Here is a 21271-nt window from a genome sequence, read left to right on the forward strand (position 1 = left end):
TACTAACTATTAAAAATAGAACCGATATACTTCATCGGCTTTTTTAAATCCAATTGACTTACTTTCGTTTTTTCAAAAGCAATCATTTATCATCAGCAATAATCCCGTCCGCGTCCGCTTCTTGCGTCGGCTTTTGACGCAACCACCGAAATTCAATTCGCCTCTGCACAGGAATTTTGCCAATAACCGCCATTCGGTTTTTCCCAGATACATGCCGCGTCAATTTGATAGTTTTCAGGCAATTTCAAGCTTTTATCTTCATCCGGTGAATTTTTAAGCTTGAAAAGAGTAACCCTATCAAGGGTGAGCTTATCACCTTTCACTGCTATGACGCCGGTGTTCATCATCGGCAAAACCTTCAAAAAGAAAGTAAAGGCCCGTTGGAATTTTTCCGGCATAACGGCACCGGTATCCATTTCGTCATACACCATCATTCCGGGCTTTTGTGCCGAAATAAGATTGGTCAAGTTGAACCGTGCGAAACCTACCGGAATGGTTCCCCGTACGGTAATTCCGTCTTCGTCGACGATGAACATAAGATAATCGTTTTTTTGCTCTGAAAGAATGACAATATCGGATTCAACATTTTGAACATGTTTAAGTGCTTTTACTTTTGCGACTATATTGTCACGTGCCGCTTTGTCGGGGGCATAACCGTGCAAAGTGACATTAAAACCGTCCACATCATAGGAAAGCCAATTTGTTTCATCCCCAAGTTCGTTCAACTCAATGGAAAGATGCCTTTCCTGCCCACCTATTCCGAACCAAAGCCCCATGACGACTATAAAAACAATCACTGTAAGTGATGGCCAGAAAAATTTACGAATGAACATCAACATTTCCTATGATGATTGGGATACCGTTTGTTTTAATCAAACCGGTTTTTGCATACAATGACTTTTCGTCTCTTTCCGCGTTAATCGCTCCTGAAGATAAACCAAACCAGTTTATAAAACCTTTTTGCCAAGTTCCCGCCTCTTTTGGGTGAGACCCGCATATTCCACATCTTTACGGCATAGCAGATAAGTGCAGCTAATCGTCGCCAATCCGTCTTGTTCAGGTTTTCTGTCCTGCACAGGTTTTTCTTGATTATTTTTATCATGTTTTGTATAAGCAGCCGATCAACGTTCGGGGCGTTGAAAATTCTGCTCAGCCAGCCGGTTAAAAATCCAGCAAGCCAGGCGCTTTTTCCATATGCATATTATTCTTAAAAGCGAGGGACGAGGTAATGCTGCTTAAGATCGGGACGAGACTGAAAACATGTGCTGCATCGGGAGGGCTGGCAATAGCAATTCCCCTGACAATCGCAGTTCCCCTGACAATCGTGATTCCTATGTCGGTTTTTGCGCAGGAGGCGGAAAATAGTGAAACGCAGCTTAATCCCGTCATCGTTAAATCAAAATCCGAATTATTGAAACTCAATAGTCCTACTATTTTAACCGAGCGTAAAACGGCCAAAGACATAGCCGACAAACAGGTTGACGATGTTCATGATATTGATCGGCTTGATCCTGCTATCAACTATAATTCTTCAAGCGACAGTTTTAATATCAGGGGGCTCGACCAGAACCGCGTACTGACAACAATCGACGGTATTCGTCTTCCGTGGCTTTATGACGGATCGCGACAAGTCAAAAATGGCATATCGCTGTTCGATTTTTCATCGCTTTCAACTTTGGATATTATTCATGGAGCCGATTCAAGCCTCTACGGTTCGGGAGCATTGGGCGGTGTCGTTGCACTACGCACACTTGATCCTGAAGACCTTCTGACAACTGATAAGAATTGGGCAAGCCTGACAAAAGGCAGCTATGATTCAACCGATCGCAGTTGGCGTATCAACGAAGCATTCGCAATGCGTGCACAACAGACTTACGCCTTGTTCCAGGGTGGCTATACGCGCGGGAAACAGCGTGAAAACAACGGCATTGGAGGAGGATATGGTGCAAACCGTGTCGATATGAACCCGACAACATTCGATCAGGATAATTTGCTTTTCAAATTATATCAACACATCGACGGCAGCCAACGGGTTGGTTTCACTGCCGAGCGTTTCAATCTTTCCAAAGACATTGATACCTACAATTTGTCAACATCCACCTACCGCCCAGGTTCGGGAACAGAAGACGATGAAAAACGCCGTGAGCGTCTCTCTCTGTCTTACGACTATAATGGAGGCGGCTTCCTTGATGAAGCACATGGAATTGTTTACTGGCAACGGCAACGCACCGATGAAAAATCGGAATCCGACCGCATATCCATCCCAAAAGGTTATTATATGCGGGACAATCTAATTCGCGACACTGATTATGGTGTCAATATTGCCGGACTGAAAAAACTTGAAGCAGGGTCGACAACACATACATTGCGTTTAGCAACCGAAGCGTCATCTTCAAAATTCCAACAATATGCTGAAGGCGAGGATAACTGCCCTCCCCCGCCGTTTAAAGGGCCTTTCATGGCGTGCAAATTCATGCACATCAACCAATCGGATTCTCCGGATACAAATAGCACGATTTTCGGTTTGACTGCCGAAGATGAAATTGGTTTTCTTACTAACCGTTTGAGATTGACACCCGGATTACGTTACGATTGGTACGATCATCGTCCGCAAGACACTTATGCTTATCAACATAGTGCAGGCTTCGAGGGCTATCCGCCAAATAACAGCCGGTCACACTTGTCGCCAAAACTTAGAGCCGAATGGGATGCATTAAACGATGTAACGCTTTACGCACAATGGGCACAGGCATTTCGTGCTCCCAGCGTTACCGAGCTTTATCTGAACTATACCAATCCGGGTTTTTATTACACACGCGGCAATCCCGATCTCAAACCCGAAACCAGTAACGGTTACGATATAGGGGCAAAGCTCGGCAATGATGATCTTGGAGGATCCATTAGCCTTTTCTCGAATTATTACCGCAATTTTATTGATGAAATCGATTTGGGTGCAAACCGTGAATTCATGCTTCAACGCTTGAATTATATCAATCGCGCTCACGTTCGCATCTCCGGTATCGAGGCAAAAGGATATATTGTTTTTTCAAACGGTTGGCACACCAATGCCGCTCTCGCCTACGCTGAAGGAAAAGACACCGACAATGATGAGCATCTCAATTCCATACCAGCGCTGAAAGGGATCATCGGTGTGGGGTATGCACGTGAACAATGGGGATCGGATGTTTCTTTGACGGCAGCAGCAAAGCGCAACAAAGTTGAAGAAAACTCTGATTTTGCCAAAACTCCGGGTTATACACTCGTTGACCTTACCGGATGGTGGCAACCACTTGGCAAAAAAGGCCCCAGATTACAAGCCGGTATCTATAATCTCTTTGACAAGCGTTATTGGAATGCAGTCGATCTTCCTTCGGCGCCAGCTTCGCCGAAAGATTATTACACTGAGCCCGGACGCACATTCAAAATCTCCTTCACACAAAAATTCTAACGCAATCCCCGATAGAGCGCGGGCTGGATTGAACGGACCGACTTACGAGGTAACCGCTTTTAACAATTTGGCTTCTAAAAATAGCTGAAAGAGCTGTGACATGAACACAAAATGAAACTTCCATTTTCTGACTATACGAAAAAGTGTATTGCCATTTTATAAAACATGATAAAAGTTATCATGTTTATGGATGACAGGTAAAAACGAATGCAGAGAAACCTTGAATTGCAATCAAGAGACCCGATGAGGCAATCTCTCATGATGATTGAAAGCAAAGCGTTATTCGGCGCGAAAAAGGAAGTATTGATCCATCATGAGGGGGCTGTTTATCGGCTGAAAATCACCCGTTTTGGCAAACTTATTCTGAATAAATAGAAAGGCGGACACCCATGACACTGGAGAGCGGAACTATCCTTTCATTGCGTGAGCAAGATAAGGATTTACGGGATAGAGAATTTGTAAAATCTATAGGTATTTCGGAAGCCGAACTGGTTGAAGCTTTCATTCCGACCGGTAAAGCGCAAAGGCTCAAAATCGATGTTCCACTATTGCTAGAAAACGCCCATAAGCTTGGCGAAGTAATGGCTCTTACCCGCAATGAATATGCGGTGAGTGAAAAGAAAGGCCATTTCCAGAATGTTTTCCCCGGAAGCGACGTTTCTATGACGCTTGGCCAAATTGATCTTCGTATTTTCCAAAACAATTGGAAATTTGCATTCGTATGCACCATGCCTGTCCGTGACAGGATTGTGGATAGCCTACAGTTTTTCGATGCTTATGGCGAGGCTGTTTTCAAACTCTATCCCGAACCAACAACCGATCTTGACGAATGGAATAAACTTGTCGCTTTTTTAAAGGTTGATGCGACGAAGGAAAAATTGCGGGTTTTACGAGCGACACCCTATAATAATTCGCCGATACACAATGCGGATATTGAAGAATTCCGCAATCGCTGGCGGCAAATGACCGACGTTCACCAGCTTCATGACATTTTGAAAGAACTTAAAATTGGCCGACACGACGCAGTGAAGCTTGTTGGGAGCGAATTCGCCAATGAAGTGCGTGGCGATTCAGTCGAAATTCTTCTGCAAAATGCTGCCGAACGGGAAGTTCCCATTATGTGTTTCGTCGGTAATAAGGGATGCATCCAGATTTTTACCGGAAAAATTGAAAAACTCAAAAAAATTGACGGCTGGTTCAATATTCTGGACGAAAAATTTCACCTGCACCTGCTCACATCGGGAATTTCACGCATCTGGAATGTACGCAAACCGACCAGCGACGGTTATGTCAGTTCATTGGAAGTTTTCGACCAGAATGGCGAAATGATTATTCAATTTTTCGGAAAACGGAGTGCCGGCGAACAGGAGCGTGAGGATTGGCGCAGTTTGTTAAGCGAGCTTCCTCCTGCGCCGGATATGGCAGTCGCATAACAATCATGGAAATTGATGCTGATGAAATATGTTTTCGTTGATAACGATGACGCGCGTTCTGTTTGGCCGGATATTTTTCGGCCTGATCGACCAGACATTGTTCTGTGGTTTTTAGCAACACTTGTCATCGCGCTTTTTCCGGCGAAGGCGGTAGCCAATCCGGTCGATGAATTTCCCGAAGGCGCAAAGATCATATCAATCGGCGGAACATTGACAGAAATTGTTTATGCTTTAGGCGCGGGTGACCGGTTAATCGCCCGCGATACGACAAGCACCTATCCGGCAGAGGCACAAAACCTGCCTGATGTCGGTTACATGCGAAATTTATCGCCCGAAGGCATTTTGTCTCTTCGTCCCGAAGCCATTTTGCTCGATCAGCAGAGTGGCCCCGCTTCGACAATCGAAATTCTGGAAAATGCCGGTGTACCGATGGTTGAAGTCGCTGAACATTTTACAAGGGAAGGAATTAACGAAAAGATTTTAAAAATCGGTCATGCGTTGCACAAACAAGAAAAAGCGCAACAGTTGATAGCAACTGTTGATGAAGAGTTTGCAAAAAACGATGCGCTGTTAAAAGATTTACCCCACACGAAACGTATCCTTTTTGTTTTGACAATACAAAATGGGCGTCTCATGGCAGCGGGAAAGAATACAGCCGCTGATGGTATCATCAAACTGGCGGGCGCAACAAATGCCATTGACGGCTTTAACGGCTATAAGCTTCTTACCGATGAAGCCATCATCGGCGCCCGACCGGATCTGATTTTATTGATGGCTCATTCCGCTACGAACACAACAGTCGACGATATAAATAAAATACCTGCGATTGAGACGACACCGGCTTTTAAAAAGAGGGCAATCAAACAAATGGACGGACTTTATCTATTAGGCTTCGGTCCAAGAACGCCGATTGCCATACGTGAAGTCATTCAAACTCTCTATACAAGCGAGTGACGAAATGATGCCGGATTGTAAAGCGGAGAGGTACTTCCGCCACGTAAACCTTACCGGTGTGGTTGATTGGCTTAAAACCTGTTTCATTCTTTTTCGCGTTCTTTTTATCTGAACAGGCACGCATGAGCAAAACAACATGGTAGCGACATTGTTTTCATATCATCCGGTCGAAGGTGATCGCAGCATTCGGGGAAAAATAGCCATATTTTTACTCCTCGCACTGTTTTTCACGTCCGTATATTGCGGTCTGGTTTTGGGAGCTTATGACGTTTCAATTTCCGATTTTTTAAAATCGGTTATTCGAAATGGCTTTTTAGAGAGTTCCAAATCACGTGATTATCTGGTGCTCGTCAACATCCGGCCACCACGCGTTATTCTTGCTGCATTGGTTGGTTCTGCACTCGCTATCTCCGGCGTGCTTATGCAAGGTTTATTCCGTAACCCTCTCGCCGATCCGGGAATCATGGGCGTATCATCCGGATCCGCTTTGGGAGCCATTATCATCATTGTCGGTTCATCCCTGTTGCCGCCGTCTTTTATAAGCTTCTTTGGAAGTTTCACGATTGTCACCGGCGCCTTTACCGGCGGCTTGATAACAACCATTATTTTGTATTTTATCGCAACCAGAAATAACCGGACATCGGTTGCCACGATGTTACTTGCCGGAATTGCATTGAGCGCCTTATGTGCGGCCATATTGGGATTCCTCATCTTCATTGCCAATGATAACCAATTGCGAGATATAACTTTCTGGAACCTTGGTTCACTCGCCGGTGCCACATGGTCACGTGTTGCAATCGCCTGCCCCTTCATTCTAACCGGTCTTGTTATTGCGCCATTTCTTTCACGCGGAATGAACGCCTTATCGCTTGATGAAGCTGTTGCCGGACATCTGGGGTTCGAGGTTCAACGCTTGAAATATTTAACAATTTTTCTTGTCGCTTTCATGTGTGGTGGTGCTGTATCTGTAAGTGGCAACATTGGTTTTATCGGAATTACCGTGCCTCATATCTTGCGCCTCACAATCGGCCCCGATCATCGTTTTCTCATACCTTGTTCGGCACTTCTCGGTGCTTCCATGCTGATTATAACCGATACTGTTTCGCGCATCATTGTGGCACCGGCCGAACTTCCAATCGGCATCATCACCGCTTTGATCGGAGGTCCTTTCTTCCTGTGGATTTTGCTTAAACAACGTGGAACACTTAACCCATGATCGAAACCGAAAAGCTCGAACTCACCCTCGGAAAAAGCCTTATATTGCACAGCCTGAACTTCAAGGCACAAGCTGGACATGTAACCACGATTATCGGAACCAACGGTTCGGGAAAAACCACACTTATCAAAGCCTTAAGCGGCGAACTTTCCTATAGTGGAAAAATAACAATTAACGGCGAAGACATAGCCCGAAAAAAACCGTCTGAAATGGCATTGGTAAGAGCGGTCCTTCAACAATCAACCGATGTGAGTTTTCCCTTCCTTGTCAGAGAAGTCGTAGCGCTCGGTCTTTCAAACAGTCTTGATCCCGACTTTATTAAGAAGAGACTGCCTGAAATGGCGTTAGAGAAGGTCGATTTGGCAGGCTATGAAGGACGATTTTATCATGAATTATCTGGTGGGGAACAGGCTCGCGTGCAGCTTGCCCGCGTAATGTGCCAGATTTGGGAACCGGTTTTCAATGGTATTCCACGCTGGTTATTTCTGGATGAACCGGTCGCAAGTCTGGATATCTATCATCAACTCGCTGTTATGGATATTGCACGCGATTTTTCAAAAGCGGGTGGCGGCGTTATTGCTATTTTGCATGATCTCAATTTGGCCGCCCATTATAGTGACAAAATTATTGTCATGGACCATGGACATATTATCAAAGAAGGTTCGCCAGCAGCAGTCTTGACCACACCCATGCTGCGTGAAATCTATCATTGCAAGCTCACCGTTGGCAAAATACCTGCCGAGGGTGTGCCTTTTGTTCTCCCTCAATCGGCTTGTTTATGATCGAAGCATGAACTTCAGACATGTTATTTTTGCTCAAGTTCCGGTTCGCCCAGTGATAACATCAAACGGTTGGCCCAATTAAAAAAACTAACAGCGTGGATAACATCGAAAATTTCATCATCATCAAGACCGGCGGCACGAAGCGCGTCGATTTCTGTTTGTCCGAAGACTGGCGGTGTTTGACTGAGTGTTGATGCAGCAGAAACAATGGCGTTCCAGCGTTCTCCTAAATCGGCAGAGATCCCCTTATCGAGGAGTTCGTCAACATCAGCCGGTTTTTTTGAATAAACAGCCGCATGTCTGGCATGAACAGAAGCACAATAAATGCAGCCGTTAAAGCGCGATGTTGCAGCGGCCGCAAGTTCCCGCTCGGCACGGGGCAAGCCATCCACAGTATTATAAAAAATATCTTTATCTGTCCTTGTTCGCGCTTCCAATATATCGGGATCGCGCGCCAGCAAACGGAAATAATCCGATTTTGCACGAGCGGGTTCGACTAAAGCCCCGCGTTGACGTTCGCTCAAACTGTCTTCCGCAACCGGTTCGATCCAAGCAATCCAATCGAGGTTTTCGCGCGTAAAGACATTAGGTCTTTTACTTTTCTTGGTCGAATTAACGGATTTTGTGTTCATTCTCGTTCAATTCCCGATTATAAAAGTGGGTTATTATGCAGCTTTTCAACAAAGCTTGAAAGTTGCCGTTAATTTGTTTTTTTATTCGCCGCCAGTGCTTTTAGCCCCAGAGCAAGTCTCAACTGGAAGCTCAAAAAAGCAACCAGTTGTGAAAGAGTAACGATTTCATCATTGCTCCAACCGGCTTGTTTCAATGCTTCGAGATGGTGTGCCTCACAATCCCGCGGGTGAAAAACAAGAAGATGACTATGCGTCAATGCGGCTGCCAATTTTTCTCCCAAAAAATTCTTTACTTTAGCGTCAGCATTCCACGTTTTTCCGGAAGTATTTTCTTTGGTAAGCGGACCATCGGGATAACTGCCAAATGGCCCTGTGCTTTTCGCAGAATCGGCTGCCTCCTGAATAACGTCCGCCCAATCCGGTTGCAGTTTTTTCAATTCATTTCCATAAAATTTGATAGCTTTTTCAAAGCCATGCAATCGGGAAACAAAAGTTGCAATTGCAAAGCGACCTTGCAAAGAAAAGTCGCCATCTTTGACGTTTAAAAACAGCGCTTCATAACTCTTTTGAGCCTGATCTTTCGTAATTGGCCGACGTTTGCGTAGCTCCAATGGCGAGCCAACAAGCTTATCGATGACATCAAGCTGGGACATTTTTAGTTCCTTACAGCGAATATTCGCCTGGCAAATCCTGTTTCAATGTGTGGCAAGTTTCAAGCCTAATGCAGGCGCAATTTCTTTTGCCGTGAGTTCTAACGATTTCATGATATCTTCGTGCGGCGGATCAACGGAGTGCACCTGAAAAACGACATCTGTTGCACGATTAAGCGAGGTATCTTTCTTCAGCGATGCAATCACATCTTCCGGCGTTCCGACATGTTGGTCAAACGCAACAATAAGATCTTCAAGGGTGTCGCTTTTCTTGTTCGATAAGGCTTTACCCAACCGTTTGGCAGCCTTTTTTAATCCTTTTTCAGCTAACTCGAGAGCATGGGCACGATCGCGAGATACAAATAAACTTCTGGATGCCATGATGCGGGGTTTGACACTTGCAGGCAGTGCCGCGAGGTAAGCGTCAATGATCGGGTTTTGTATTTCATCAAGCGAAGCATAAAGGTTATCAGCAGGACGCGGTTGTGTGCGCGACAACATTAGCCCGTCGCCTTTTTCGCCGGCAAGCTTACCTCCGAACGGAGAAAATGTTGCCATCCAGAAACGACGCAACAAATGCGGAGCACCTGGATAAAGCCGGTTACCATCCAACAGATCTTCTCCGGCAAAGGCATGACGCAACACTTCAAGATGGTGGGCATAAACTTCGCCACGTTTATCCGGATTGACACCAAACACTTCAAATGACTCGCGTGTTCCCCCGGTGCCAAACCCCAGTTCCAGACGGCCATTCGATAAAAGATCGACAACCGCTGCATCTTCTGCAACGCGCACGGGATTTTCCATCGGTAAAGTGATAACTCCCGTTCCCAACTTTATCCTTTTGGTTTTTGCAGCGACATTTGAAAGAAAAACAAAAGGCGATGGAAGGCCACCTTCTTGAGGGTGAAAATGGTGTTGGGCAACCCAGGCGGTTTCAAAGCCCAATTCTTCTGCAAAAATTATTTGTTCCTCCGCCAACTTGTAACGTTCACCAGCAGGTACATCATCAAGAAGGCGTGAAAAAAAGCCAAGCTTTCTTTGGTTATTTGCCATTATAAAAATCCATTTCCAACAAACATCAAATAAAATGTTTTCCGGCAAAAAGCCTAAACGCTTGGCAGACAACCGACAAAGAATGGATTTCTCGTTTTCGACTTTGATAAAAATTTAATTGATATAATTGTTAAGATTGTTAGAAAATTTGTCTCAATATTATTTTGCATGCTTCGGTGCGGATCCAATGCTAAAATTTTGGACAGTTTTTCGCTTTTAAAAAACGTTATTTTTTAATTTTGAATATTCAGGATTCAAAAAAATTAAGCCAATATTTTTAATATTGAAAACGGATTTCGTAATCGTTTTCATAGAACATAACATCCGCATTGCGTAGCTTTCAGATTATTTGATTTCGATATGCATAGGCCTCCGTCTCGATTTTCCAAGAAACTTCCAGCCCCTATAAACTATCGGCTTGCAGTCGAAAAATCACCGCTTCAATAAGACTTTATCGAATATTGAATACGTCACCACGTTCTTAAACTTATTCGTTTTTCGCATTAAACCAGTTTGTTAAATTCCTTTGTTTAAGTTTCCCGTCAGCCCATCCGACAAGCATTTCATCTCACGAGTTTCATCTCGCAATGCAGGTAATTTTATCTGTTATAAAATCCCTTATAAAGTTGATAAATAAAGTTAGGTAAAAACTAATTGATTTTACATACCGGTATTCCGGTCATCATATTTTAGTTCCGGAACATATGGGCGAAGTCATTCATGCAAGGAAGCTCGGATACCGCGGTATTTTCCGGAAAAGATTAGATCACCATTCGCTATTTCAAGTGTTAAACGTTCCGCTCTCATTATTTTTATAATGGCCAACGCTAAAAGCTAAAAAATACCGGAATGAGAAGGAGCGTTGCAACATGTCATCTATAAGAATATCACTCATCTGTTTATCCTTATCGGCATTAGCCTTGGGGCTTTCATCATATATGACAGCCGGTTTAATCCCTCTGATTAGTAACGATTTTGGCGTCTCAATCGGCTTGGCCGCGCAGTTGGTAACCGCTTTTACGCTACCTTATGGTCTTTGTCTCCCGTTCTGGTGGGAATGACAGGACATCGTGATCTTAAAAACAATGTTTGCATTTATCTTGGGGTGTTTGTTATTGCCAATGCGGCATGTGTGATCGTTCCGGAGTTTTATTCATTAATCATTCTTCGTGCTATAGCGGGAGTTTCCGCGGGTGCGTTTCTTGCTTGTGGAATAACTGCATCGACCCGATTGAGCAGCAACGAGAGCAAGGGCAAATCCATTTCAACAATAATGGCGGGAATGGCAATTGGAACTGTCATCGGCGTTCCCGCTTCGCTCGTTATAGCCGATCATTTCGGTTGGCGGAGCGCTATGATAATTGTGAGTATTCTTGGTGGTATGGCTCTCATCGGTTTATCTCTATGTTTACCGGCCTTGCCATCAACCATGATAAAATCTGAAAAATCCCGATTTTCTCTTTTATCCGAATGGCCCGTTGTGAGAGTTCTATTGATCTCTCTTTTTGCAGCAATATCGAGTTTGGGAATGTATACTTTCCTATCTCCATTTGTGAGCGCCATAAATAAAGAGGCCTATGTCACGGTTTATTTATGGTACTGGGGCTTAGGGGGCGTTTGTGGAAGTATTCTGATTGGATATTTTGTCGATGACTATGATCTTAAGAAAATCCTATTGATTATTCTCGGATTGCTTTTGCTGTCATTTCTGGGGTTGGTTTTACTGTCCCGCATCTATCTGCCATTGATAGCTTTACCCCTCGTTATATGGGGTGCGGTTGGCTGGGCGTTGCAAGTGCCCCAGAACAATGAACTCATAAAACTCAGGGAGGATAAAGGCGATGGTAATCTGGCAGTCGGTTTAAACCAGTCATCCGTCTATCTCGGAGGGTCGATAGGCTCGATGATTGGCGGCGTTCTTGTTTCATATGGAGTTTATCCCGCAACACTGCCCGCTTATTTTATGCTACCTGTTATTATTGCTCTTATTCTTTTATGGACGGGTAAAATCAGACGTTAGATGGGGTGCGCCCGCTATACGTCCGTTGCTTTATCTTTTTGGTTGATCTCGCTTTTAAATATTACTTTGTCAAGTAAGACGCGTTTTCAAGTACTTGCAAAAACATCTGTTATAATGCCATTAGTTTTTACAGAAAAACTCCGTATCGATATAATCGAATTCAAAAAGTAATGCCGTAAAACTCCGGTTCCAGAATCCACTGACGTAAAACGTCCAAAGCAGTGGAAATTTCTTACAATCAAACTGACTAATAGAAACGAACGATTATTGAAATCAACTACTTACAGACAATTTTCTAACCATGCTGAGAGATGCAGGTTCAATCATTTATGGATGCCCCCTCCTGATGGACGTGATAAATTCAAAGCTTCTTATCATGGACTTTAGATTCCCAAACACCAATTCATCCTAGAATTTTATTCTAATTAAGCTTGACTGACCCTTAATATGCGAATTTAAGCGGCGCAGTTGGACGTATAGTCATGCTCTGTTAAAAGGCGCAGGAGTTAAAGGGCAAAAAAACCGATTAAGATAGTTTAACTTATTGATTTAGTGATTTTTTTCAAGGTAGGATGGCGGAGAAGAAGGGATTCGAACCCTCGAGAGCCTTTTGAGCTCTACTCCCTTAGCAGGGGAGCGCCTTCGACCACTCGGCCACCTCTCCAAGAGGAGCCAATAAACATTCTTTGATGGAAGTTCAAGCGATTTTCACGATTTTCTATAATTTTATACATATTAATGGCACCCATTAGTGACGTCTCAAACATTTTTGTCAAAGGCACTGCGTAGCTGCTCACTAACAGAGCATTGTCTTTCTCGCGGAGAGGCCTTTCTGCCATTTAGCCAAACGATTTCTTTCGATCTCTCGTTCTTGATTAATCATAGTTTATATAATGAATGGGTTTGTTTAATTGCGACTTAATCATCGTGAATTAGCCGTGACGAGTTAGCCAAATTCCTCGCTTTGCACATTCTTTCCTAACTTCTGCGAATCCTCGGTCTGTTGCACGCTGTCATATTCCGTCTGTTGCAAAGCCGGATTGTTTCATTGCTGTTTATAGCTTCAAATTGTTTCATTGCTGCTTATAGCTTCAATCAGCGGGCAGTTTCTCGATCCAGAAATTTAGAGCTAATCTTCATTCATAAATGCGATCAATGTCTAAACCAGCTGATGTCAATCTATATTTTGAATTGAAAAGTGTTGGTTTTGTGCAATAAAAGAAAATCTGTTCCATATTGAGAATAAAGTGTGTTTCGACTCGAATAGATCGTATACAAGCGGTCAAAATCAGCGGTTAATGAAAAATTAACACAAAATATATGGTTAATTATCCACAAACAAAATGGCTTGATTGATATATTTTTGTGTCATTTTTGCAACAACAATCAATGATACTCGGGTTGGAGACGCGGTTTTTCCTAATTCGTTGTTGAATCGAACTTCATGTCGGGTATGTTCGATCCATGAAGAAGGAGCGCTTGCGTGCGACTTTTTCGGTTAAGGGGATCGGGATTCAACTTTCTGAACTTCGTGAACCCGACCCAAATTTAACTTTGACTGGAGGTCAGATATGAACATTAAGAGCCTTCTTCTCGGCTCCGCTGCAGCTCTCATTGCAGTTTCTGGCGCTCGTGCAGCTGATGTTGTCGTTGCAGAGCCTGAACCCGTTGAATATGTACGCGTTTGCGACGCGTATGGTGAAGGATATTTCTACATTCCCGGAACCGAGACTTGCATGCGTATTTCCGGCTATGTCCGTGCAGACATCAAGGGCGGCGATAATGTAAGCGCTCGTAAGCGTGGTGAGGTTGATCGTGATACTTACGCATGGCGTACACGTGCAACACTCCGTTTCCACACCGCTTCCGAAACAGAACTCGGCACATTGCGCACATTCATTGAATTGCGTTCGCAGTGGGACCAAGGTGCAGAATGGGATCACAAGGGTGATTCCGCTGGTGGTCAACTTCGTTTTGCTTTCATCGAACTCGGTGGTATCCGCGTTGGTCTTGATGAATCCATCTTCAACCATTGGACAGGTTACTATGGTAACGTCATCAATGACGATATCGTAAACCCGATGGCTTACACACGCACCAATGTTATCAGCTACACATTCAATGCTGGAAACGGTTTCTCCGCTATCTTGGGTGTTGAACAAGGCAACGATGATTTGAATAACGCTGATAAGTATGGTTATCGTTATTCCCATGCAGATGACGGCGATATCAACTTTAAACGCTATAAACTCAGCGGTAAAATTGACGATTACACACCAAATGTTGTTGGCGGTTTGAAATTCGTTCAAGGTTGGGGCGGTGTTTCCGTTGTTGGCGCTTACGATGCATTTTATGAAGAATGGGCAGCCAAGGCTCGTTTGGATTTGAACGTTACCGATCAATGGAGCGTTTGGGTCATGGGCGGATATAAATCTGCTGACGATTACTACAATTTTGATAACACCTATGGTATGAAAGATGTCGACGGTAGTCACCATGCTGCACGTATTGGCCATGATGGTGTCCTTAAGTACGGTATTTATCGTCAGATCAACTCGATCTACGGTGACTGGGGCGGTGACTGGTCTGTTTGGGGGGGTACAACCTTCAAATTCAACAAGAAGACTAGCTTCAACGCTCAAGTTTCCTACGACGATACAGATACATTCGCTGCATCCGTTAACGTAAAATATGAATTGGTACCGGGTCTCGTCATTACTCCTGAATTGACTTATGTCTCTTGGGAAAATGATTACAGCATTCGTGACGAGATTAGAAATGCTAAGCTTAATGACTCCCTCAAGGGGCAAGATGCTTTTCAGGGTATGGTTCGTATCCAACGTTCGTTCTAATTCTTGAATTGATTGAAAATAAGAACCGGTGGTTTTGCCACCGGTTTTTTTATGCCTGACAGGATTTTAAAGTGGCTTTTGAATATGTCGTGATAACGCGCCTATTAGCTGTGATATTAAACTTTACAACGCACTTGTCTCTACCTTTGTGATTACCTGTCAAGATTACTCAAGTCGCAAGCGTAACATTGTGATCGGCTCGCGTTCCGGTAATTTTTCCCTCAACAGATTCAGCTTCATCAACTTGCATTTCGTAAATTTAATTAACTCACTTAGGGTGAAGGGTTTTCTTATAAGAACAGAATATGGTTTTGTCCGTAAAATCATGATAGACGGGTTGGCTCATCCTGTTTGTCTGGAGATATTCAAGACGTAATCACACAATCCGGTTAGAGATTTTTTATCAGGTAAAATTGAAAGTTGCATAAAAAATGTCTTTCGGTAATTCGATCTAACAAAACATTTTTGAACCGTTTTGAAATTTTTAAAAAGATAACCAGCTATTTTTAATCCGGATGTTTTTTTAATTTTTGATAAAAATAATCTATTAATAAATTTTATATAAGTTATTAATTAAACTATTAGTTTAATTTTTAATTTTACTTATTTATATAAATTTTATAAAAAGTATATAAATTTTAATACTATTATTGAAAATAGATTCATATTTTTCAATACATAAAATTTGAATTTGGCATACTGAAAAAACGGTTTTTGCGTTACGTGAAATCGAAATGTCATTCAAAATTCATCATTTAATTCCACGTCATAACGATTTATTGATATTCAGGGCAAGGGTGTTTTGTGCTAGTGATGCCAAAATGCGCTTTTGCCTGTTGCCGTTTTAACTGGAATAAACAATGTCAGCAAAATTTGAGTTCCCGGCTGTTACGCCGCTTGTTGCGTCTCTCCCATCTACCGTTCCCTTTACAGGACCGGAATCAATCGAACGGAAAACAGGCCGTTTATTTCGCGCCCGATTGGGAGCCAATGAAAATGGCTTCGGACCTGCACCATCAGTCATCAAAGCACTACAGCAATCTAACAGTGAGGTCTGGAAATATGGTGATCCGGAAAACTATGATCTGATAAATGCTTTGGCAAATCTTTATAATTTAAAGCCTGAGCAATTGACGGTTGGCCCGGGCGTAGACTCGTTATTAGGATTGATTGTGCGACAATATATCGAGCCTGGTGATGTTGTCATCAATTCGCTTGGCGGGTATCCGACGTTCAACTACCATGTAGCCGGTTTTGGTGGAAAACTGGTGAATGTTCCCTATTCGAACGACAAATCCGATCTTCAGGCTCTTTCGGACGCAGCTCATAAATATAAAGCAAAAATTGTTTATCTCGCAAATCCGGATAATCCGTTGGGAACATGGCATAATAAAAATGAGATAGAGGCTTTCATAACGAATTTACCGAAGACAACCTTGTTGGTTCTTGATGAAGCTTATGGTGAGCTTGCACCGAAAGATGAAATGCCGGAAATGTCCAAAATTTGGCCTAACGTGTTGCGTATGCGCACCTTTTCCAAAGTTTACGGACTAGCCGGATTACGTTGTGGCTATGCGATAGGGCCAGCCGAACTCGTCTGCATGTTCGATAAAGTACGGGATCATTTTTCTGTCAACAAAATGGCACAAATTGCGGCGTTTCACGCTTTGGCGGACAGGAAATATCTTGGTGAAGTTATAAGAAAAATCGACAATGCAAAAAAAGAAATTGTAAAAATTGCTGAAACTCATGGATTAAAAACGTTACCATCAGCGACAAACTTTGTCGCGATCGATTGTGGACGTGATGGAAATTTTGCAAAAGACGTTCTGGACGGACTGATCAAGCGGGCGATATTCGTGCGTAAGCCTTCTGTTCCTGTTTTGGATCGGCTCATAAGAGTAAGCGTCGGTCCCCAAAAAGAGATAGATCTTTTTGCTGAAGCTTTTGCATCCGCGCTCGACGCGGCAAATAAGGGGTGAAAAATATGTCTGATCTGAATAAACGTATATTATGCGGCTTTTCCGGCCTCTATGGTGCCGGTGGTATTGCCGCTTACGCTGCTGCCTCGCATATCGGTGGCTATTATGAAGCCGTAGCACCTGTGCTTCTTGGTAATGCCGCCGCATTGCTGGGACTTTCAGTTGCAACAAAAACAAACATCGTCATGCGCCTTTCGGGCTTTTTCATCATCATTGGCGTCGCACTTTTTGCCTTGGATATCATGTGTCGCGAATTTGCTGAAACACGTCTGTTTCCTTATGCTGCTCCACTCGGTGGCACAATCAACATTCTCGGCTGGCTTTTGTTGATCATTGCCTCATTTTTGCCTTTTGAAAAAGAAGATGATTAACGTATCAAATCGCTCGTCACAACTTTTCTCTTATATAAAAATCTTGAATACTGCCTTTAAGGATATATGCATTCAAGGGACGGTCGCGTTCTTTGCGACATTCATCAATCACGCTTTATAGATGTTGACAAAATAACCTTTTAAGCCAAACATGCAAGCCAACCTTGGGGAGCCTTTCGAGGCTGAGAGTCTGTATTGAAATGGTCAAAATCTGATCAATACAGTGACCCATTGAACCTGAACCAGTTAGGACTGGCGGAGGGATGGTGTTTATGTTTGACACGCTTTTAAATGCGGCAGTCAATTAATTTTCAATCATTCCGCTCCGGTTTTAATTTGTGTGCCGAGAATTTACATTCCGGACACTAATCTGGTTCATTACGGCTTGACCGGCGTTGCAGATGGTTCTTGCAACGTCATTTGACTGTGGATGATGCGAATGCAAAAAATGAACAAGAAAATACTTGTCAGAGGATGTGGCGTCGCCGGCTTGACCAGCGCCTATATGTTGGCAAAAGCGGGAGCTGAAATAACAATCTCGGCTCCGGCGGATTCTCCCCGTGGAGCTGCAAGCTGGTATGCAGGCGGGATGCTTGCCCCCTATTGCGAACGAGAAAGTGCAGAAGCACGTGTTGAAGAACTGGGGTTACAGACAATGAAATGGTGGGCAGAGACCCTACCTGATCTGGTAACACATCATGGCACCCTCGTCGTTGCGCCTCAACGAGACAGCGCAGAATTGAACCGTTTTTCGCAACGCACCGGCGGGCACCGTATAATTGATGGCGACGAAATTGCAAAACTTGAGCCCGACCTTGCCGGACGTTTCAACCGCGGTTTGTTTTATGAGACAGAAGGCCATATTGATCCTCGCAAAGCGTTGTTGGCTTTGAAACAAAAATTAGCCGATATGAATGCGCATTTTGTTGACGTTGGAGCAAGCGAAGACGGTTTTGATTTTATCGTCGATGCAACAGGCATCGCCCGTCTGGGACAGGACAAAGACATGCGTGGTGTTCGTGGTGAAATGTTGCTCGTGCACAATACCGAGATTTCCTTTTCAAGACCGATCAGGCTCGTTCATCCTCGAATTCCGCTTTATATTGTTCCGAGAGACAACGGAATCTTCATGATTGGTGCAACCATGATTGAAAGCAATGATGATCGGCCGATTACGGCGCATTCAATGATGGATTTTCTGAATGCCGCCTACACTATTCATCCATCCTTTGGAGAAGCCGACATTGTAGAAATCGGAGTAGGCGTACGCCCTGCCTATGAGGATAATTTTCCGCGAGTAAAGCAGGACGGGAACCACATTTATGTCAACGGCATGCACCGCCACGGATACCTCATCTCGCCCGAGATGGCCCGTCAGGTAACTGAAATTGTAATGGGCTGATAAAAAATGCAGTTATTCGTTAATGATGAAGAAAAGAATGTACGCGCCGAAACGCTTTCGGCTCTTTTAAACGAACTTGATTTTGAAGGTAATTGGCTTGCGACAGCAGTCAATGCCGAGCTTGTCAGTGAAAGCGAACGCGAACATTTCAAATTAAAAAACGGCGATAGAATTGAAATTCTAAGCCCTATGCAGGGAGGTTGAGCACGTTGCTTGAACTTTATGATAAAAAATTTTCGTCCCATCTTCTGTTAGGAACGGCACAATATCCATCACCAAAAATTCTTGAGGAGGCAATACGTGCTTCCCATACAGAGGTTGTAACGGTATCTCTACGTCGCGAGACGGCAGGCGGAAAACAAGGAGGCCAGTTTTTTTCTCTTATTCAATCCCTCGGCGTATCCATTTTACCAAACACCGCCGGATGCTTTACAGTAAAAGAAGCTGTTACAACGGCGCACATGGCGCGTGATCTTTTCAAAACACCCTGGATTAAACTGGAAGTTATAGGCAATGCCGACACATTGCAGCCGGATGTGTTTGCTTTGGTCGAAGCTGCCCGCATTCTTAACGAAGAAGGATTTCAGGTTTTTCCTTATACGACAGATGACCTCATTGTCGCAGAAAAGCTCGCTGATGCAGGATGTCGTGTCATTATGCCTTGGTGTGCCCCTATCGGTTCGGCAAAAGGACCCAGGGATTTTGACGGCTTGCGTACAATTCGCGCCAATTTTCCGGAGCTTTCTTTGATTGTGGATGCCGGAATTGGTCGCCCGTCTCATGCGGCAATAGCTATGGAACTCGGTTATGATGGTGTATTGCTCAATACAGCCGTCGCCAAGGCTGGTGATCCGGTATTGATGGCAGAGGCGTTTGCACATGCTATAAAAGCCGGACAAAGTGCATATAAAGCCGGAATGTTGGAGCCACGAGATGTTGCTGTTCCTTCAACACCGGTGTTTGGAAAGGCAGTATTTTGATCAAATTAGACCCCTTTTACCTTATAGTTGACAGTGCAGACTGGATCGAGAAACTGATACCGCTTGGTGTCAAACTGGTGCAACTGCGCATGAAAAACGTGCCTTTAGAGGTTCTTCATCAGCATATCCAGAGAGCAAAACTTGTTTGCAAGCAATTTCATTGTCAGTTGATCATCAATGATTATTGGAAAGCGGCAATTGAGGAAAAATGTGATTTTATTCACCTCGGTCAGGAAGATCTTGTTGATGCCAATGTCGACAAAATAAAGAAAGCAGGATTGAAGCTCGGTGTCAGTACCCATGATGCAAGCGAGCTCAATAAAGCGCTTGCCGTGAAGCCGGATTATGTCGCTTTAGGGCCTGTTTATCAAACCATATTGAAAAAGATGAAGTGGCAACCTCAAGGTTTGGAAAAAGTGACCCGCTGGAAAAAGCTCGTTGGTGATCTTCCTCTGGTTGCAATCGGTGGATTGAATCCGGAACGTGCCAAGGCTGTGTTGGAAGCCGGTGCCGATAGTGCTGCTGTAGTAACCGATATTGCCATGAACGAAAATCCCGAAGACCGTGTAAAACAATGGCTGGAAGCAACACAAAAATGGCGCTGACGCCCAAAATACTCATCGTTGCCGGAACTGATCCTACAGGTGGTGCGGGTATCGTCCGTGATATCGAAACAGCAAGCCATTTTTCGGTCAGAACTGGGCTTGCTGTCACTTCCGTTAATGTGCAGGATGACCACCACGTCGAAACGAAGCTGCCGATGAATGGGGATATTATCCGCGGGCAAATGTTGGCAGCGCTCCGGTCCGATAAAATTTTGGCTATTAAAGTGGGAATGACGGGATCGCCCGAGATTGTCGCGGCAATATGCAGCGTTCTTGACAATTTTTCTGATATTCCGGTTATACTTGATCCAGTCATCCGCGCTTCATCAGGCGGTGTCCTTGCGGATGACAGAACAGTGACTGCCATTAAAGAAAAGCTGTTGAAATATTGTTATCTCGTGACGCCAAATCTTCCCGAGCTTGCTGCTTTGACCGGTGAAAACCTTTCCGAAAATCATTCCCAAACGATCGAGCAGGCAAAAAAACTGTTAGCTTCCGGTTCGAAATATGTTCTTGCAAAAGGCGGGCATGAAACGGGAGATATTGCGATCGATAGTCTTGTTTCCTCTTCCCGTACCACCAATTTTTCGAATGCACGTCTCAACGCAACGATGCGAGGAACAGGATGCACCTTATCAACGGCAATCGCCTGCGAGATAGCCAAAGGTAACTCATTGGAAGATGCAGTCAAACACGCGAAAAACTATGTCTATCAATTGTTGCTGGAACGTGTCGCTTCTTTTTCAAAAAGTTAAATTTTTTAAGAGTTTAAAAGGCCGTCTTTAATCACAGTCCGATTTGCATGTTTCATTTTTATAGATTTTTCCAATACTTTTTGGCTATTTCCACTTCACTTGAAAAGGACCACAATGCAATCAACCGGAATTG

19 protein-coding genes, 1 tRNA gene and 1 riboswitch are annotated in these 21271 nt (G+C 43.9%); of the genes, 15 read left to right on the forward strand and 5 right to left on the reverse strand.

The window, feature by feature from the left end; genetic code table 11:
* Positions 1-152 precede the first annotated feature (152 nt).
* Complete coding sequence (locus H3V12_RS04820; protein ID WP_198213169.1) at positions 153-833, reverse strand: BON domain-containing protein; 681 nt, start codon at positions 831-833, stop codon at positions 153-155.
* A 395-nt stretch (positions 834-1228) separates the two neighbouring features.
* Between H3V12_RS04820 and H3V12_RS04825 the strand changes: the two genes are divergently transcribed.
* The 6 genes from H3V12_RS04825 to H3V12_RS04850 all read left to right on the forward strand — a co-directional run bounded on the left by H3V12_RS04825 (position 1229) and on the right by H3V12_RS04850 (position 7833).
* Positions 1229-3448, forward strand: a complete 2220-nt coding sequence (locus H3V12_RS04825; RefSeq protein WP_198213171.1) for a TonB-dependent hemoglobin/transferrin/lactoferrin family receptor — start codon at positions 1229-1231, stop codon at positions 3446-3448.
* Between the two features lie 207 nt (positions 3449-3655).
* Positions 3656-3823: a hemin uptake protein HemP gene (locus H3V12_RS04830; RefSeq protein WP_075914712.1), complete on the forward strand. Its 168-nt coding sequence runs from the start codon at positions 3656-3658 to the stop codon at positions 3821-3823.
* 14 nt (positions 3824-3837) lie between these two features.
* On the forward strand, positions 3838-4881 hold the full coding sequence (locus H3V12_RS04835; RefSeq protein ID WP_198213173.1) for a ChuX/HutX family heme-like substrate-binding protein: 1044 nt from the start codon (positions 3838-3840) through the stop codon (positions 4879-4881).
* A gap of 21 nt (positions 4882-4902) precedes the next feature.
* Positions 4903-5835 carry an ABC transporter substrate-binding protein gene (locus H3V12_RS04840; protein ID WP_198213175.1) on the forward strand — a complete coding sequence of 311 codons (933 nt, stop codon included), beginning with the start codon at positions 4903-4905 and terminating at the stop codon, positions 5833-5835.
* Positions 5836-5971: 136 nt separating this feature from the next.
* The gene (locus H3V12_RS04845) at positions 5972-7051 is read left to right on the forward strand and encodes an iron ABC transporter permease (protein WP_198213177.1); all 1080 of its coding nucleotides are present in this window, start codon (positions 5972-5974) and stop codon (positions 7049-7051) included.
* A complete protein-coding gene (locus H3V12_RS04850; protein ID WP_198213179.1) occupies positions 7048-7833 on the forward strand; it encodes a heme ABC transporter ATP-binding protein in 786 nt (261 codons plus the stop codon). The genes H3V12_RS04845 and H3V12_RS04850 overlap by 4 nt, the downstream gene beginning before the upstream one ends.
* Before the next feature lie 23 nt (positions 7834-7856).
* Here the strand turns inward: H3V12_RS04850 and H3V12_RS04855 are convergent, their stop codons facing one another.
* The 3 genes from H3V12_RS04855 to H3V12_RS04865 form a co-directional block, all read right to left on the reverse strand.
* The gene (locus tag H3V12_RS04855) at positions 7857-8465 is read right to left on the reverse strand and encodes an alkylhydroperoxidase domain protein (RefSeq protein ID WP_198213181.1); all 609 of its coding nucleotides are present in this window, start codon (positions 8463-8465) and stop codon (positions 7857-7859) included.
* A gap of 68 nt (positions 8466-8533) precedes the next feature.
* Positions 8534-9118, reverse strand: a complete 585-nt coding sequence (locus H3V12_RS04860; RefSeq protein ID WP_198213183.1) for a CMD domain protein — start codon at positions 9116-9118, stop codon at positions 8534-8536.
* A gap of 42 nt (positions 9119-9160) precedes the next feature.
* Positions 9161-10171 (reverse strand): putative FMN-dependent luciferase-like monooxygenase, encoded by a 1011-nt coding sequence (locus tag H3V12_RS04865; RefSeq protein ID WP_075870407.1) that lies wholly within the window; start codon positions 10169-10171, stop codon positions 9161-9163.
* A gap of 1057 nt (positions 10172-11228) precedes the next feature.
* Between H3V12_RS04865 and H3V12_RS04870 the strand changes: the two genes are divergently transcribed.
* Positions 11229-12191, forward strand: a complete 963-nt coding sequence (locus H3V12_RS04870; RefSeq protein WP_198213185.1) for an MFS transporter — start codon at positions 11229-11231, stop codon at positions 12189-12191.
* 573 nt (positions 12192-12764) lie between these two features.
* Here H3V12_RS04870 and H3V12_RS04875 read toward each other — a convergent pair.
* Positions 12765-12855, reverse strand: a tRNA-Ser gene (locus H3V12_RS04875).
* A 907-nt stretch (positions 12856-13762) separates the two neighbouring features.
* Between H3V12_RS04875 and H3V12_RS04880 the strand changes: the two genes are divergently transcribed.
* The 8 genes from H3V12_RS04880 to H3V12_RS04915 all read left to right on the forward strand — a co-directional run bounded on the left by H3V12_RS04880 (position 13763) and on the right by H3V12_RS04915 (position 21138).
* Complete coding sequence (locus H3V12_RS04880) at positions 13763-15043, forward strand: porin (RefSeq protein WP_198213187.1); 1281 nt, start codon at positions 13763-13765, stop codon at positions 15041-15043.
* Positions 15044-15903: 860 nt separating this feature from the next.
* A complete protein-coding gene (locus H3V12_RS04885) occupies positions 15904-17025 on the forward strand; it encodes a pyridoxal phosphate-dependent aminotransferase (RefSeq protein ID WP_198213189.1) in 1122 nt (373 codons plus the stop codon).
* Positions 17026-17030: 5 nt separating this feature from the next.
* Positions 17031-17396: a DUF423 domain-containing protein gene (locus tag H3V12_RS04890; protein WP_198213191.1), complete on the forward strand. Its 366-nt coding sequence runs from the start codon at positions 17031-17033 to the stop codon at positions 17394-17396.
* A gap of 155 nt (positions 17397-17551) precedes the next feature.
* Positions 17552-17677, forward strand: a riboswitch (TPP riboswitch).
* Between the two features lie 158 nt (positions 17678-17835).
* Positions 17836-18798 (forward strand): FAD-dependent oxidoreductase, encoded by a 963-nt coding sequence (locus tag H3V12_RS04895; protein WP_246787481.1) that lies wholly within the window; start codon positions 17836-17838, stop codon positions 18796-18798.
* A 6-nt stretch (positions 18799-18804) separates the two neighbouring features.
* Positions 18805-19002, forward strand: coding sequence for a sulfur carrier protein ThiS (thiS, locus tag H3V12_RS04900; RefSeq protein WP_075870097.1), 198 nt, complete (start codon positions 18805-18807; stop codon positions 19000-19002).
* A 5-nt stretch (positions 19003-19007) separates the two neighbouring features.
* Positions 19008-19778, forward strand: coding sequence for a thiazole synthase (locus H3V12_RS04905; protein ID WP_198213193.1), 771 nt, complete (start codon positions 19008-19010; stop codon positions 19776-19778).
* On the forward strand, positions 19778-20383 hold the full coding sequence (locus H3V12_RS04910) for a thiamine phosphate synthase (protein ID WP_198213824.1): 606 nt from the start codon (positions 19778-19780) through the stop codon (positions 20381-20383). Before H3V12_RS04905 ends, H3V12_RS04910 begins: the two co-directional genes overlap by 1 nt.
* Positions 20353-21138: a hydroxymethylpyrimidine/phosphomethylpyrimidine kinase gene (locus H3V12_RS04915; RefSeq protein ID WP_246787482.1), complete on the forward strand. Its 786-nt coding sequence runs from the start codon at positions 20353-20355 to the stop codon at positions 21136-21138. Before H3V12_RS04910 ends, H3V12_RS04915 begins: the two co-directional genes overlap by 31 nt.
* The last annotated feature ends 133 nt before the right edge of the window (positions 21139-21271 follow it).

The sequence above is a fragment of the Bartonella sp. W8167 genome, from assembly GCF_016100335.1.
GTDB lineage: Bacteria > Pseudomonadota > Alphaproteobacteria > Rhizobiales > Rhizobiaceae > Bartonella > Bartonella apis.

Excerpts from the sequence above, each read along its gene's own strand:
- H3V12_RS04915 (WP_246787482.1), top strand. The coding sequence starts at position 20,353 with ATGGCTGGAAGCAACACAAAAATGGCGCTGACGCCCAAAATACTCATC.
- H3V12_RS04830 (WP_075914712.1), top strand. The coding sequence starts at position 3,656 with ATGCAGAGAAACCTTGAATTGCAATCAAGAGACCCGATGAGGCAATCT.
- H3V12_RS04850 (WP_198213179.1), top strand. The coding sequence starts at position 7,048 with ATGATCGAAACCGAAAAGCTCGAACTCACCCTCGGAAAAAGCCTTATA.
- H3V12_RS04885 (WP_198213189.1), top strand. The coding sequence starts at position 15,904 with ATGTCAGCAAAATTTGAGTTCCCGGCTGTTACGCCGCTTGTTGCGTCT.
- H3V12_RS04880 (WP_198213187.1), top strand. The coding sequence starts at position 13,763 with ATGAACATTAAGAGCCTTCTTCTCGGCTCCGCTGCAGCTCTCATTGCA.
- H3V12_RS04890 (WP_198213191.1), top strand. The coding sequence starts at position 17,031 with ATGTCTGATCTGAATAAACGTATATTATGCGGCTTTTCCGGCCTCTAT.
- H3V12_RS04840 (WP_198213175.1), top strand. The coding sequence starts at position 4,903 with ATGAAATATGTTTTCGTTGATAACGATGACGCGCGTTCTGTTTGGCCG.
- H3V12_RS04860 (WP_198213183.1), bottom strand. The coding sequence starts at position 9,118 with ATGTCCCAGCTTGATGTCATCGATAAGCTTGTTGGCTCGCCATTGGAG.
- H3V12_RS04845 (WP_198213177.1), top strand. The coding sequence starts at position 5,972 with ATGGTAGCGACATTGTTTTCATATCATCCGGTCGAAGGTGATCGCAGC.
- H3V12_RS04895 (WP_246787481.1), top strand. The coding sequence starts at position 17,836 with ATGCAAAAAATGAACAAGAAAATACTTGTCAGAGGATGTGGCGTCGCC.
- thiS (WP_075870097.1), top strand. The coding sequence starts at position 18,805 with ATGCAGTTATTCGTTAATGATGAAGAAAAGAATGTACGCGCCGAAACG.
- H3V12_RS04825 (WP_198213171.1), top strand. The coding sequence starts at position 1,229 with ATGCTGCTTAAGATCGGGACGAGACTGAAAACATGTGCTGCATCGGGA.
- H3V12_RS04835 (WP_198213173.1), top strand. The coding sequence starts at position 3,838 with ATGACACTGGAGAGCGGAACTATCCTTTCATTGCGTGAGCAAGATAAG.
- H3V12_RS04855 (WP_198213181.1), bottom strand. The coding sequence starts at position 8,465 with ATGAACACAAAATCCGTTAATTCGACCAAGAAAAGTAAAAGACCTAAT.
- H3V12_RS04870 (WP_198213185.1), top strand. The coding sequence starts at position 11,229 with ATGACAGGACATCGTGATCTTAAAAACAATGTTTGCATTTATCTTGGG.
- H3V12_RS04820 (WP_198213169.1), bottom strand. The coding sequence starts at position 833 with ATGTTCATTCGTAAATTTTTCTGGCCATCACTTACAGTGATTGTTTTT.
- H3V12_RS04865 (WP_075870407.1), bottom strand. The coding sequence starts at position 10,171 with ATGGCAAATAACCAAAGAAAGCTTGGCTTTTTTTCACGCCTTCTTGAT.